The 12,742-nt window shown below is 64.0% G+C and carries 12 protein-coding genes and 1 riboswitch; of the genes, 6 read left to right on the forward strand and 6 right to left on the reverse strand.

Annotated features, from left to right (window positions below; all coding sequences use genetic code 11):
* Window positions 1-50 precede the first annotated feature (50 nt).
* Window positions 51-1,085, reverse strand: coding sequence for a Holliday junction branch migration DNA helicase RuvB (ruvB, locus tag LQT98_RS16720; protein ID WP_048411446.1), 1,035 nt, complete (start codon window positions 1,083-1,085; stop codon window positions 51-53).
* 92 nt (window positions 1,086-1,177) lie between these two features.
* Window positions 1,178-1,324: riboswitch (FMN riboswitch) on the forward strand.
* A gap of 126 nt (window positions 1,325-1,450) precedes the next feature.
* On the opposite strand from ruvB, the gene ribB reads away from it, so the two are divergent.
* The 5 genes from ribB (at window position 1,451) to LQT98_RS16745 (ending at window position 6,294) form a co-directional block, all read left to right on the forward strand.
* Window positions 1,451-2,110: a 3,4-dihydroxy-2-butanone-4-phosphate synthase gene (gene ribB, locus LQT98_RS16725; protein ID WP_231463674.1), complete on the forward strand. Its 660-nt coding sequence runs from the start codon at window positions 1,451-1,453 to the stop codon at window positions 2,108-2,110.
* Window positions 2,111-2,162: 52 nt separating this feature from the next.
* Window positions 2,163-3,572: a sensor histidine kinase gene (locus tag LQT98_RS16730; protein WP_231463676.1), complete on the forward strand. Its 1,410-nt coding sequence runs from the start codon at window positions 2,163-2,165 to the stop codon at window positions 3,570-3,572.
* Window positions 3,569-4,096: a hypothetical protein gene (locus tag LQT98_RS16735; RefSeq protein ID WP_048411443.1), complete on the forward strand. Its 528-nt coding sequence runs from the start codon at window positions 3,569-3,571 to the stop codon at window positions 4,094-4,096. Before LQT98_RS16730 ends, LQT98_RS16735 begins: the two co-directional genes overlap by 4 nt.
* Window positions 4,093-5,442 (forward strand): sigma 54-interacting transcriptional regulator, encoded by a 1,350-nt coding sequence (locus LQT98_RS16740; RefSeq protein WP_231463678.1) that lies wholly within the window; start codon window positions 4,093-4,095, stop codon window positions 5,440-5,442. The genes LQT98_RS16735 and LQT98_RS16740 overlap by 4 nt, the downstream gene beginning before the upstream one ends.
* Before the next feature lie 303 nt (window positions 5,443-5,745).
* Window positions 5,746-6,294, forward strand: coding sequence for a BON domain-containing protein (locus LQT98_RS16745; protein ID WP_231463680.1), 549 nt, complete (start codon window positions 5,746-5,748; stop codon window positions 6,292-6,294).
* Window positions 6,295-6,450: 156 nt separating this feature from the next.
* On the opposite strand, the gene LQT98_RS16750 is transcribed toward LQT98_RS16745, so the two are convergent.
* The 5 genes from LQT98_RS16750 to amgK form a co-directional block, all read right to left on the reverse strand.
* Window positions 6,451-7,257 (reverse strand): substrate-binding periplasmic protein, encoded by an 807-nt coding sequence (locus LQT98_RS16750; protein WP_231463682.1) that lies wholly within the window; start codon window positions 7,255-7,257, stop codon window positions 6,451-6,453.
* A 201-nt stretch (window positions 7,258-7,458) separates the two neighbouring features.
* Window positions 7,459-8,052, reverse strand: coding sequence for a Holliday junction branch migration protein RuvA (ruvA, locus tag LQT98_RS16755; RefSeq protein ID WP_231463684.1), 594 nt, complete (start codon window positions 8,050-8,052; stop codon window positions 7,459-7,461).
* A 37-nt stretch (window positions 8,053-8,089) separates the two neighbouring features.
* The gene (gene ruvC / locus LQT98_RS16760; protein ID WP_231463686.1) at window positions 8,090-8,641 is read right to left on the reverse strand and encodes a crossover junction endodeoxyribonuclease RuvC; all 552 of its coding nucleotides are present in this window, start codon (window positions 8,639-8,641) and stop codon (window positions 8,090-8,092) included.
* A 4-nt stretch (window positions 8,642-8,645) separates the two neighbouring features.
* On the reverse strand, window positions 8,646-9,353 hold the full coding sequence (gene murU / locus LQT98_RS16765) for an N-acetylmuramate alpha-1-phosphate uridylyltransferase MurU (protein WP_197081362.1): 708 nt from the start codon (window positions 9,351-9,353) through the stop codon (window positions 8,646-8,648).
* Between the two features lie 2 nt (window positions 9,354-9,355).
* Window positions 9,356-10,387, reverse strand: coding sequence for an N-acetylmuramate/N-acetylglucosamine kinase AmgK (gene amgK, locus LQT98_RS16770; protein ID WP_048408269.1), 1,032 nt, complete (start codon window positions 10,385-10,387; stop codon window positions 9,356-9,358).
* A gap of 74 nt (window positions 10,388-10,461) precedes the next feature.
* Here amgK and LQT98_RS16775 point away from each other — a divergent pair, with 74 nt between their 5' ends.
* The gene (locus LQT98_RS16775) at window positions 10,462-12,735 is read left to right on the forward strand and encodes an LPS-assembly protein LptD (protein WP_231463688.1); all 2,274 of its coding nucleotides are present in this window, start codon (window positions 10,462-10,464) and stop codon (window positions 12,733-12,735) included.
* Window positions 12,736-12,742 lie beyond the last annotated feature (7 nt).

Here is a 12,742-nt window from a genome sequence, read left to right on the forward strand (position 1 = left end):
GCGGCGGCGATCAAGGGATTGCCGTGCTGCTGCGCACAAGCGACACCGCCTCAATCCTTGAGCGGCAAGCCGAAATGCTGATAGGCCAGCGCTGTCGCCATCCGACCGCGCGGAGTGCGCTGCAAATAGCCTTGCTGGATCAGGAAAGGCTCGATCACATCCTCGATGGTATCCGTGGACTCGCCTATCGCCGCCGCCACATTGTCCAGACCCACAGGTCCGCCGGAGAACTTCTCCAGAATCGCCTGCAGCAGCTTGCGGTCCATGATGTCCAGACCGGCCGGGTCCACATCCAGCATCGCCAGCGCGGCGTCCGCCACCTCGGCGCTGACCGTGCCGTCGGCCTTCACTTCGGCGTAATCGCGCACCCGGCGCAGCAGCCGGTTGGCGATGCGCGGCGTGCCGCGGCTGCGGCGCGCCACTTCGAACGCGCCGTCGTCCGCCAGCTTGACGTTCAGCAAGCCGGCGGAGCGGCTGACGATGCGGGTCAGTTCTTCCGCGGTGTAGAACTCCAAGCGCGCGACGATGCCGAAGCGATCGCGCAGCGGATTGGTCAACATGCCGGCGCGGGTGGTGGCGCCGACCAGGGTGAACGGCGGCAGATCTATCTTCACCGAACGCGCCGCCGGCCCCTCGCCTATCATGATGTCGATCTGGTAATCCTCCAGCGCCGGATAGAGGATTTCCTCCACCACCGGGCTCAGCCGGTGGATCTCGTCGATGAACAACACATCATGCGGCTCCAGATTGGTCAGCAAGGCGGCCAGGTCCCCCGCGCGCTCCAGCACCGGCCCCGAAGTCTGCCGCAGATTGACGCCCATTTCGCGGGCAACGATGTGCGCCAGCGTGGTCTTGCCCAGGCCGGGCGGCCCGAACAGCAAAACATGGTCCAGCGCTTCCTTGCGGCGCTTGGCCGCCTCGATAAAGATTTCCAGCTGCTCGCGCGCCTTTTTCTGGCCGACATATTCGTCCAGCTGCTTGGGGCGCAATGCGCGTTCCAGCGCCTCTTCCTGGCTGGACAGGCTTTGCTGGGTAACGACGCGCGGCTCGGGCGCGCCGCCGTACAAGTTGTCGGTTTCAATCATGGTGTCAGCCGCCGGCCAAAAAAACGAATGCCCAATCTTACCACCGCGGCGCTATAATCGCCGCTGGTCCGCCCAATCCTGGCGGACCAACGCAACGTCTTCAGGGCGGGGTGCAACTCCCCACCGGCGGTATGATCGCAAGATCGAGCCCGCGAGCGCTTCCGCCTCCCGGCGGAGGGTCAGCAGATCTGGTGACAGGCCAGAGCCGACGGTAATAGTCCGGATGAGAGAAGACGACAAGGCCGCGTGCCGCGCTCAGTCGCCGCCCGCGGCGTGGTCGCTGCGCGCTTGGCGCGCGGGCAGGCTTGCGCCGGCCCTTTTCACGCCCTGGAACCTGTTTCTCAAACTATCAGAGGACCGTTTCCATGAGTATCGCCTTATCCCCCGACACCTTGTCCCAACGCATCGAGGCGGCGCTGAGCGCCTTGCGGCTCGGCCTGCCGGTCATCGTTCCCGACGATGACGATCGCGAAAACGAAGCCGACCTGATCCTGGCCGCCGACGTGCTGAGCGAAGCCGAAATGGCGCGCCTGATCCGCGATTGCAGCGGCATCGTCTGCCTGTGTCTGACCGCCGAGCATGCCGCCCGGCTGCAATTGCCGCCGATGACGCAGCGCAACGGCAGCCGCTACGGCACCGCCTTCACCGTCAGCATAGAAGCCGCTCAAGGCGTCAGCACCGGCGTATCCGCCGCCGACCGGCTGCGCACCATACAAGCCGCCGTCCATCCACAGGCGCAGGCCGACGACGTGGTCAGTCCCGGCCACGTCTTTCCTCTGGTCGCCGCCGCCGGCGGCGTATTGAGCCGGCGCGGCCACACCGAGGCCGCGGTGGAACTGGCGCGATTGGCCGGCTTCCAGCCCGCCGGCGTGCTGTGCGAGTTGATGAATCCGGACGGCAGCATGATGCGCGGCGCGCAAATCCAGGACTATGCGCAGCGGCATGCGCTGCCCATTTTGAGCGTGGCCGAGCTCGCGACCTGGATCGCCGGCCAGAACTTAGCCGCCGCGCCGCTGTCTGCTTGATCTTTGCCTCCAGCCGCGGGCAACTGCCCGCGGCTCTACCGCCGATCCGACCATGCTTCGCTTTCTCTCCTTCCGCAGTCTGCTGCTAAGCAGCTTTCTGATCGTCGCCGTCGTGCCCTCCGCGGTGCTGATCCAACTGCGCAATGAACTGGGGCAGGCCGCCACCACGCTGCGCTCGCACCAGGAGCAGGCCAAGGACTGGCAGGACGCCAACCGCGTGTCTCGCGAGCAATCCGCGCAGTTTGAACGCGCCACGCGCCAGGCCCAGATTCTGAAAGACCGCGCGCTGGCCAATGCCGCCGCCGGCGCCTGGCAGGAAATCGCGCTGTCCCAACAGAAGCTGCTGCGTAGCGGCAATCCGGCGCTGACGCGCAGCGCCGAATCGATCCTATCGATACAACCACAGTTACAGGCGCTGCCTGCGCGCGCCGGCTCACAACGGGACCGCCTGTTCCGGCAACTGGATCAGCACCTGAGCGCGCAAAGCCTGCAGATCAACCAACAATTGGACCAGAGCCAGCGCGAATGGCAGTCCTCGATCACTGAGATGCGCCGCACCGCCGATCGGCTGGCCTGGCTGTCGCTGGTCTCCGCCCTGCTGTTGGCGCTGGCGATGACGCTGCTGATCAGCTGGCCGCTGCGCAAGCTGCAAGCCAAGATTGCGCGCATGAGCGATGGCGCTCGCCTGCAGGACTGGCGGCAATCCGGCCCCGCCGACCTGCAGCGCCTGGCGCTGGAGCTCGCTCAGCTGGATCGGCGGCTGGCGGCGCTGGAAGAACAGAAAGGCCGTTTCTTCCGTCAGGTTTCCCATGAATTGAAGACCCCGCTGGCCGCCATTCACGAAGCCGCCGCGCTGTTGCGGGAAGAAGTGCTGGGCCGCTTGTCCCCGCAGCAGCAGGAAATCGTGCTCATTCTGCAGAACAACGCGCAAACCCTGCGTCTGCGCGTCGAGGCCTTATTGCGCTATGATGCCGGCCAATGGCTGTCCGATATCTTGACCGTCGAAGTCTTCGATCTGCCGGCGCTGATAGCGGACCGGCTGCAGGCCAGCCGCCCGCTGCTGCAAGCCAAGCGTCTGGGTGTCGATGTCGCCGGCGCGGCGTCCCGGGTTCGCGGCGACCGCTCCAAGGTGGAAACCATTCTCGACAATCTATTGATCAACGCCATCCGCCACAGCCCCGCCGGCAGCGCCTTGTCCATCCGCCATGGCCGCGACACCGGCGGCGTCTGGCTGGAAGTCTGCGATCAGGGTCCCGGCGTGCCGACGGCGCAACGCGAGCGGATTTTCGAACCATTCTGGAGTGGCCCGCCGCCGCCGGGCGAACAGCCCGGCACCGGCTTGGGCTTGGCGATGGCGCTCGGCTTCGCCCAATTGATGCGCGGCGAACTGACGCTGGAACAGCGCCAGACCGCCGGTGCCTGCTTCCGCCTGAGCTGGCCGGAACCGGAGAATTTATCATGACGTTCCCCTTCATTGACGCCTGGCCGCGCCGGCTATTCTGGCTTTGCTGTCTGTTGAGCCTGGGCGCCTGCGCCCAGCCACGCCCGCGCGCCACCGCGCCGGCGGCGCCCATCATCCGCTGCCCGGATGCCAACCAGATCTTGTTGCTGCAAGGTCAGACCCGCGATGTCCAGGCCTTGGCCCTCGCGGGCCGGGAAAGCTGCGGCAGCAGTCGCTTACTGGGGCTGTTGCAACAGCTCCAAGCCCCGGAAAACCGCGCTGATGCGCAACGGCTGCAAATCCAGTTCGAAAGCTTGCTAAGCAAACCCGAGCAATTGGACCCCGCCAGCCTCAGCCTGGCGCGCTCAGTGCTGCAACAATTGCAGGAACGCCGCAAGCTGACCGAGGCGCTGGAGCGACAGCAGGCGCAAAACCGCGACTTGCAGAAACGCTACGATGATCTGAACGCCAAGCTGAACGCATTGCGCGAAGTGGAGCGCGATCTGCAATTGAAACCCAGCAAGACCAAGGGAGCACAGCCATGAGCACGCCCGCCCGCATCATTCTGGTCGACGACGACCCGGATTTGCTGCGCCTGGTCGGCTTGCGCCTCGGCGCCGCCGGCTACGAAGTGGAAGCATTGGGCAGCGCCGAGGCGGCGCTGAACGCGCTGGCCGCGCGCCGTGCCGACTTGCTGCTGACCGATTGGCGACTGCCCGGCATCGATGGTCTGGAGCTATTCGAACAAGTACGCCAACGTTATCCGGCCATGCCGGTCATCCTGCTGACCGCCCACGGCACCGTGCCGGACGCGGTAGACGCGGTCAGCCGCGGCGTGTTCGGCTATCTGGTCAAGCCCTTCGACGGCAAGGCGTTGCTGGACAAGGTTGCCCAGGGGCTATCGCTGGCGAGCCCCGGCCGCGCGGTCGATCAGGCGGCCGCCGGCTGGCGCTCCGGCCTGGTCAGCCGCAGCCCGGTGATGGAGGAACTACTGGCCGAGGCGCGCATGGTAGCCTCCACCGGCGCCAGCGTGCTGCTGCGCGGCGAGAGCGGCACCGGCAAGGAAGTGCTGGCCAAGGCCATCCATCTGGCCAGCCCGCGCGCCGGCCAAGCCTTCATCGCGGTCAACTGTGGCGCGATTCCGGACAATCTGCTGGAAAGCGAGTTGTTCGGCCATGAAAAAGGCTCCTTCACCGGCGCCAGCGCCCGCCAGACCGGCCTGGTGCAACAGGCCGACGGCGGCACCCTGTTCCTGGACGAGATCGGCGACATGCCGGCGCCGCTGCAGGTGAAACTGCTGCGTGTGCTGCAGGAGCGCGAAGTGCGCCCGGTGGGCGCGGCGCGGGCAACCCCGGTGGATATCCGTCTGGTATCGGCCACGCATCGCGAACTGGAAACGCTGATTCAGGAAGGCAGCTTCCGCGAGGATCTGTTCTATCGCCTGAACGTGGTGTCGCTGCGCTTGCCGCCGCTGGCCGAGCGGCGCGAAGACATTCCATTGCTGGCCGCGCATTTCCTGGAAAAAATCGCCTCCCGTTACCAGAAAGCCGTCAGCGGCTTTGCCGCCGATGCGCTGGAATACCTGAGCGCCGCCTCCTGGCCAGGCAATATCCGGCAATTAGCCAATGTGGTCGAACAATGCTGCGTGCTGACCACCGGCTCGCTGGTGACGCTGGCCCAGGTGCAGAAAGCAGTTGCCGGCGAGGCCAGCGCAATCCCAACGCTGGCGGAAGCCAAACGCCAGTTCGAGCGCGATTACCTGGAGCGCCTGCTGCGGCTGACCGGCGGCAATGTCAGCGATGCCGCGCGCTTGGCCGATCGCAACCGCACCGAGTTTTACCGCCTGCTGCAAAAACACGAACTGACGCCGGCGGCCTTCAAGCAGGAATAAGCACCAGGCAGGCGCCGCTCACCGCTGGGTCAGGCGGCGCCGTCGACTGTCGCCTGGCAGCGACAAAAAAAATCCCTGCAAAAACACCAGCTTGCCTTTCACGCCTTCAATGCTGTCGCCACCTGGCGACAAATCAGCCTGCCCCAGCCTCGCCCCCCGCCGTCAGAACAAATAAAAACCCTTTAAAAACAAAGACAAAAAAGAACTGGCACGCCTTTTGCCCTAGGGGAGGTGCAAAGTTCGCGGCGCCTCAAGAAGTTCAGGCGCAAACGCTGTACCTCACTTTATCGAAAGGCTGATCCCATGAAAAAAACCACTCTTGCCCTTGCCCTGATGAGTTCCTTGCTGGCCGGCACTAGCTGGGCAGCTCAAGACGCCAGCGCTCCGGTCAATGACCAAGCTCAACGCGCCACCGCCGCCAAGGGCGATGCCAGCGCTCCGGCCGACGACCAGGCTCAACGCGCCACCGCCGCCAAAGGCGATGCCAGCGCTCCGGCCGACGACCAGGCTCAACGCGCCACCGCCGCCAAGGGCGATGCCAGCGCTCCGGCCGACGACCAGGCTCAACGCGCCACCGCCGCCAAGGGCGATGCCAGCGCCGCGGAAGCCATGGTGGCGGAAGCCGCGCCCAGCGCACCTGCAGCCAACCTGAACCAGGCGGTTCAGGAAACGGTATCCAAGGCTGCGGCCCAAGTCGGCGCCAATATCCAGAGCAGCGTGAAAGCGGGCGAAGTCATTCTGACCGGCACCGCGCCCAGCGAAGAAGCGCTGCGCCGCGTAGCCGAAGAAGCCTCTCGCGTGCCTGGCGTGACCGCGGTTCGCACCAACGTCACTCTCAAAGCCGCAGGCTAAACCCCTAGTGTTCATCGGCGCGCTGCCCCCTGGCTCGCTTGCCCTGAGTACAGCAGCGCCGACCCTCGCTTTACCCGGAGTCGTCCCAAGGGACGCACGCAAGTGTGCCCGCCTCCATTCGCCGCCCTTCTGGGCGGCCTTTTTTATTCGCGGATGCTATCGTTTTCCACCGGCCCACACCGCTGCCGCGGCCTCGTCCCTGCTCATATAGCGGCTGATCAGCCGCAGCATGGTGCCGTCGCGATTCATGCCGTCCAGCAGTTGATGCCAGGCCCGGGCTTCGCCTTCGGAAAAACCGCGCTTGTTCAGCACCAGGCTGCGCGGACTTGGCGTCTCCTCGCGCTCCCAGTCAGCCACCCGCACCTTGCCCTCCAAACCATGCAGGCGGATCTTCTGGCGATAAACCATGGGCGTGGAAAAGATGCCGGCGACACGGCGCTGGGCCAGCAATCGGAACAAGGCATCCTCGTCGGCGACCTCGATCAGCCGGCGTTGCACCGCTAATTGGGTCACCAAGGGATCGAAGTAGCGGCTGGTGCTATAACTGCGCACGATGGCCCAGCGGCTGGACGGGGCGTCCTGGATAAAAGCTTCCATGGACTGGATGGAGGCCGATACCTCGGCCGATAGAATCGCGTACTGACGCAACTGGATATAGTTGAAGAACCAGTAAATCTTGCTCCGCTCCGGGGTTTCGATCGCGGAGCCGGTCATGTCCAGCATGCCGGCCTCCAACTCCTGCCAGATGCGCGCGCGCGGCATCACCAGGTACTCGAAACGGCAGCCGCTGCGGCGGCGCAGTTCTTCGGCGACATCCCGATCCAGCCCTTGACCGGCGCTATAAAACTGGCCGATTTCATAGAAGGCGAAGCGAATGGGACGCGGCGGACACGCCACGCCGCCCTCGGCGCCCGCCCAACAGGCCGCCAGCGCCAAACCGCTCAGCACCATCCATGTCTTCACGATGAACCCGCCTCCCCGCCGCGCCACAGTGTCGCGCCATGCCCGCGCATGGCTCCCCCCACTATAGGCGAGCAGTAAGCGGCTTTAGAAGCCGTTCACGCTCAGCAGTGCCCGGCGAGGCTAACTCGGTGAAAACCGCTTCGAAGAGCACAGATATCGCGAATACCTTCCGCTGCCTCGCCCTTGCCCTCTGGACAGGTGCTAGAACTTCATCAGGCTCTTCAAGGCCAGGCGCACGCCCTCGCTCACCGTCACCTCGGCCGGCAGGCCCTTGATGGCGGCCGCCGCCTCTTTCTCGTTATATCCCAATGCCAGCAGGGCGTTGACGATGTCGCTCTTCTCGTCCGGCGTCGCGGCGAAAGCCAGCCCGCCCGGCGCGGTCAGCGTGCTGCCAGTGGCCAGCTTGCCGCGCAGTTCGAGCACCAGGCGCTCGGCGGTTTTCTTGCCTATGCCAGGCACCGCAGACAGACGCTTGATGTCCTCGCTGGCCACCGCCACCGCCAGTTCATCGGTGGTCATGCCGGAAAGAATGGCCAGCGCGATCTTGGCGCCGATGCCGCTCACCTTGATCAACTGACGGAAAGTCTGGCGATCTTCCTTGCTGGCGAAGCCGAACAGCAGATGAGCGTCCTCGCGCACCACCAGATGGGTGAATAGCGTGGTTTTCTGACCCAGCGCCGGCAGTTGGTAAAACGTGGTCATCGGCACATCGACTTCGTAGCCGACGCCATTGGCGTCCAGCACCACTTGCGGCGGCAGTTTTTCGATGAGATTGCCGCTCAGGCGTCCGATCATGTTCTGGTTCTTTCTTCAAGCGATAACAGGCAAGCGGCTATACCAGCCGGCCGCCGCGAATTTTCAAGCCGCTCTGCGCCAGTTGGCCCAAGGCGCCGGCGCTGAGGTTGGCATGCGCCAGGGCCACCGCCAGCGCATCGGCTGCGTCGGCCTGCGGCGTGCCGGACAGATTCAGCATCCGCACCACCATGTGCTGCACCTGCTCCTTGGCGGCCTTGCCATGGCCGACTACGGATTGCTTGACCTGCAGCGCGGTGTATTCCGCCACCGGCAGGTCCCGCAACACCAGCGCGGCGATGCAGGCGCCGCGCGCCTGTCCCAGCATCAGCGTGGCCGCCGGATTGACGTTGACGAACACTTGCTCGATCGCCGCCGCCTGTGGTTGGTAGGTATCGATCACGCCGAACAGGCCGTCGACGATCACGCGGATGCGTTCGCTCAGCGGCGCGCCTGGCGGCGTGCGTATGCAGCCGGACGCGACATAGTGGCGCTGTTGGCCCAGCAAGTCGATCACGCCGAAGCCGGTGATACGGCTGCCGGGATCGATGCCGAGAATGCGACGCGCGCCGGGAAGGGATGGAGCCGACATCGCCTCAACCCGGGACGGCGCGCAATTGCGCATCCAACTGCTGCAATTGCTGCGGCGTGCCCACATTGTGCCAAGCGCCGTTGAAATACTCGCCGCTGGCTCTGCCCGCCGCGATGGCCGCATCGTAAAACGGCCGCATCGGCACAAAGCTGCCGGCCTGGATGGCGGCGAACATGCGGGTATCGTACAGGCCGATGCTGGAGAAGGTCAGCTTGCGCTCGCCGTCCGCCCGCAGCAGGCCATCCGCCGCCAAGGCGAAGTCGCCGCCGGCGTGGAAAGCCGGATTGTCGGTCATCACCAGATGCATGCCCGGTTCAACTCCGCGCTCCAGCGCATCCAAGCGTGGCAGCAGGCGGGCATAGTCGAAATCGGTGTAGATATCCGCCGCCACGCACAGGAAGGCGCAATCGCCCTCCTCGCGCAACAAGGGCAAGGCTTTGGCGATGCCGCCGGCGGTTTCCAAGGGCTCGCCCTCGGCGGAGTAGGCGATGCGCGCGCCAAAGCGCCGGCCATCGCCCAACTCTCTTTCAATCTGCGTGCCAAGCCAGGCGTGGTTGATCACGATATCGGCGAAACCGGCCGCCACCAAGCGCTCGATCTGCCAGACGATCAAGGGTTTGCCGTCCACGGGCAACAAGGGCTTGGGCGTGTGATCGGTCAGCGGCCGCATCCGTTCACCGCGGCCGGCCGCCAGAATCATGGCTTTAGGCATGCTCACCCCTTGTAGCTCAGCACCGGATAGGCCGCTTGCAGTTCTTCGTCAGTCTCATCCTTGCCCACCAATTGCAGCAGCAACTGATAAAACGGCGCCAGTTCCTGATAACGACGGGAGGTTCGCTTCAGATATTTGATGAAACGCGGAATCTCGGCGCGGTATTTGTCCTTGCCGTCTCGGTGGAACAACCGCGCGAAAATGCCGGCCACTTTCAGGTGACGCTGCACCCCCATCCATTCGAAATCACGGTAGAAGGCATCGAACTCGGCCGGCACCGGCAGACCCGCCGCGCGCGCCTTTTCCCAATAGCGGATCGCGATATCGAGCACGAAGGGCTCGTCCCACTCGATGAAGGCATCGCGCAGCAGACTGACGATGTCGTAGCTGATCGGACCGAATACCGCGTCCTGAAAATCCAGGACCCCGGGCTTGCCCGGTGTCAGCATCAGGTTGCGCACAATGAAATCTCGATGCACGAACACCCTGGACTGGGCCAGCAGCACCGGCAGCAAGGCCTGGACCCCGGCGTCCCATAATTGGCGCTGGGCGAAATTCAGCGGCTGGCCCAGCTCCTTGGCACAGAACCATTCCGGAAACAGATTCAACTCGCGCGTCAGCAGCGCTGCGTCGTATTCCGGCAACACTCCCGGCTGGCTGGCGGACTGGATTTCCACCAGGGTGTCCAGCGCCTCCAGCAATAGATGACGCCGCACCTGTTCGCGTCCATCGTGTTCCAAGGCGGCCAGATAGGTCACCCGCCCCAGATCCTCCAACAACAGCAGGCCCTGTTCGCGATCACGCGCCAGCAGCTTGGGAACATTGACCATCGCGAAAACGTCGCGCACTTGCACATAGGCATCGGTGCTCATTTTTTCCGGCGGCGCGTCCATCACGATGCAACTCGCGCCGTCCGGCCAAGTCGCACGAAAGTAGCGCCGGAAATCGGCATCCGCGGCGGCGAATTCCAGCCCGATGTCCTGCCCGGGATACAAATCCGCCAGCCATTTCTTGATGAGTTCCTGTCTGTGCATGTCGCTTCGTCTTGGTGCTGATAGAATTGGCTGATTTTATACTGCCCCGCCGCCCCTTAGATATGGCTTTGTGCATGCCCAGAATCAAACCCCATCCGCTAGCCTTGGCGCTGGCAGCCGCGTTTTCGCTGAACCCCGCGCTGGCGCTGGCCGATGAAGACGCGCCGATCGCCCTGCCCACGCCGCCCAAGGCCGAAGGCCAAACCCATGTCACCGCCGACGATATGGACGGTGAAATGAATGTGGAATTGAAAGCGCGCGGCAATGTGGTGGTCACCCGCGACGACCAGAAGCTGGAATCCGACTGGCTGGACTACTACCAGAACAAGGATCGGGTCAAAGCCGGCGACCGCTTCAAGATGACGCGCGGCGTCGATGTCGTCACCGGCACCACGCTGGATTACAACGTCGCCGACTACAGCGGCACCGGCATGGACCCGGTGTTCGCGATGGGCAAGCCGGCACCGGCCGCCAAGGGAGCACCGGCGAGCACCCGCCCGATGAGCACGGTGCCGATGCGCGGCGATGGCCAGCAAGTGGACTTCCGCGGTCAGAATCTATACCGGGTCTACAATAGCCGCATCAATAGCTGCGAGCCCGGCGACGACTCCTGGTATCTGAACTCTTCCTTGCTGGATCTGGACTACGTCAACGGCGTCGGCACCGCCCGCAACGCGCGGCTGAATTTCTACGGCGTGCCCATCCTGTACACCCCGTGGATGGATTTCCCGCTCAATGGCAACCGCAAGAGCGGCTTCCTGCCGCCCACCTTCAAGACCGGCAGCAACGGCACCGAGGTCGCGTTGCCGTATTACTGGAATATCGCGCCCAACTACGACGCGACCATCACCCCGCATTTCAACGACAAGCACGGCACAATGCTGGGCGCGGAGTTCCGCTACCTGCAACCCAACTACACCGGTTCGATCTACACCGAGCAATTGCCCAAGGACAAGGTTACCGACAAGAACCGCTACGCCTGGTATGCGACACATAACCAGACGCTGGCGCCGGGCCTGAGCTTCGGCTACAACGCCAACTACGTCTCCGACCCGAACTACTTCAAGGATTTCGGCGACCGTCTCAGCATCGCCGCCAACGTCAACCTGGTGCGCGAAGCCTGGCTCAGCTACGGCTTTGGCTGGCAGGGCGGTTCGGCCAACGCCACCTTGCGCGCGCAGCGCTACCAGACCTTGCTGGAAAACCCGGCCCCAGGCGATATCCCCTATGCGCGGCTACCGCAGCTGATCTTCAACGCCAACCAGCAGTTGCCACAAGGCTTCAGCGCCAATCTGCAAAGCGAGCTGACCCGCTTCTCGCACCCTACGCTGCAAAACGGTGACCGTCTGGTCGCCTATCCCAGCCTGAGCTGGAGCCTGGACAAGAGTTGGGGCTTTCTGCGGCCCAAGATCGGCGTGCATCTGACCGAGTACCAGCTGGACGCGCTACCCGGTCAGCAAGCGCGTTCGGTGTCGCGCAGCCTGCCCATTTTCAGCACCGATGCCGGCCTCTACTTCGACCGCGACACCGAGTTCCTGGGGCAGGACCATCTGTTGACGCTGGAACCGCGGCTGTTCTACGTCAATATTCCGACCCGCAATCAGAACAATCTACCCAACTTCGATACCTCGGAAAACGACTTCAACTTCGCTCAATTGTTCACCGAGAACCGCTTCTCCGGTTCCGACCGTGTCAACGGCGCCAATCAGCTGACCACGGCGCTGACCAGCCGCCTAATCAGCCAGGAAAACGGCATGGAACGGATCCGACTGACGGTGGGCAAGCGCTACTACTTCAACCAGGACGACATCACGCTGGCCGGCGTGCCACAGCAACGCACCGTCAGCGGCTCCAACCTGTTGCTGGGCGCCAGCGGTGACTTGGCCAAGGGCTGGCGGCTGGACAGCTCCTATGAATGGAACGAGGCGCTGAAAACCACCGAGCGTTACAATGCCCAGCTGCGCTACAACCCGGCGGCGGGCAAGGTGCTCAGCGCCCGCTACCGTTATGGCCGCTACGAGCAGCTCGACAACTCCTCGCTCTACGGCCCGCTGCGCCAGGTGGACATCGCCGCGCAATGGCCGATCGCCAAGAAATGGTATGCGCTAGGCCGCTACAACTACTCGCTGGCCGACCGCAAGCCGCTGGAACAACTGGCCGGTTTCGAGTACAACGACGGTTGCTGGTCGGCGCGCATGGTCGGTCAGCGCTATGTCAGCGATCTGACCACCACCAAGAACGCCATTTATTTCCAACTGGAATTCAAAGGCCTGGGCGGTTTCGGCAACAACCCAGTCAACACGCTGAAGCTGGCGATTCCCGGTTATAGCAAGACTAACGACTTATAAGCGATGA

This window comes from Chromobacterium aquaticum (assembly GCF_021129195.1).
Classification (GTDB): domain Bacteria; phylum Pseudomonadota; class Gammaproteobacteria; order Burkholderiales; family Chromobacteriaceae; genus Chromobacterium; species Chromobacterium aquaticum.

Bases quoted from the DNA above. Each gene is read 5' to 3' on its own strand.
- LQT98_RS16735 (WP_048411443.1), top strand. From the start codon at position 3,569: ATGACGTTCCCCTTCATTGACGCCTGGCCGCGCCGGCTATTCTGGCTT.
- amgK (WP_048408269.1), bottom strand. From the start codon at position 10,387: ATGCACAGACAGGAACTCATCAAGAAATGGCTGGCGGATTTGTATCCC.
- LQT98_RS16745 (WP_231463680.1), top strand. From the start codon at position 5,746: ATGAAAAAAACCACTCTTGCCCTTGCCCTGATGAGTTCCTTGCTGGCC.
- ribB (WP_231463674.1), top strand. From the start codon at position 1,451: ATGAGTATCGCCTTATCCCCCGACACCTTGTCCCAACGCATCGAGGCG.
- LQT98_RS16740 (WP_231463678.1), top strand. From the start codon at position 4,093: ATGAGCACGCCCGCCCGCATCATTCTGGTCGACGACGACCCGGATTTG.
- murU (WP_197081362.1), bottom strand. From the start codon at position 9,353: ATGCCTAAAGCCATGATTCTGGCGGCCGGCCGCGGTGAACGGATGCGG.
- ruvB (WP_048411446.1), bottom strand. From the start codon at position 1,085: ATGATTGAAACCGACAACTTGTACGGCGGCGCGCCCGAGCCGCGCGTC.
- LQT98_RS16775 (WP_231463688.1), top strand. From the start codon at position 10,462: ATGCCCAGAATCAAACCCCATCCGCTAGCCTTGGCGCTGGCAGCCGCG.
- ruvA (WP_231463684.1), bottom strand. From the start codon at position 8,052: ATGATCGGACGCCTGAGCGGCAATCTCATCGAAAAACTGCCGCCGCAA.
- LQT98_RS16730 (WP_231463676.1), top strand. From the start codon at position 2,163: ATGCTTCGCTTTCTCTCCTTCCGCAGTCTGCTGCTAAGCAGCTTTCTG.
- ruvC (WP_231463686.1), bottom strand. From the start codon at position 8,641: ATGTCGGCTCCATCCCTTCCCGGCGCGCGTCGCATTCTCGGCATCGAT.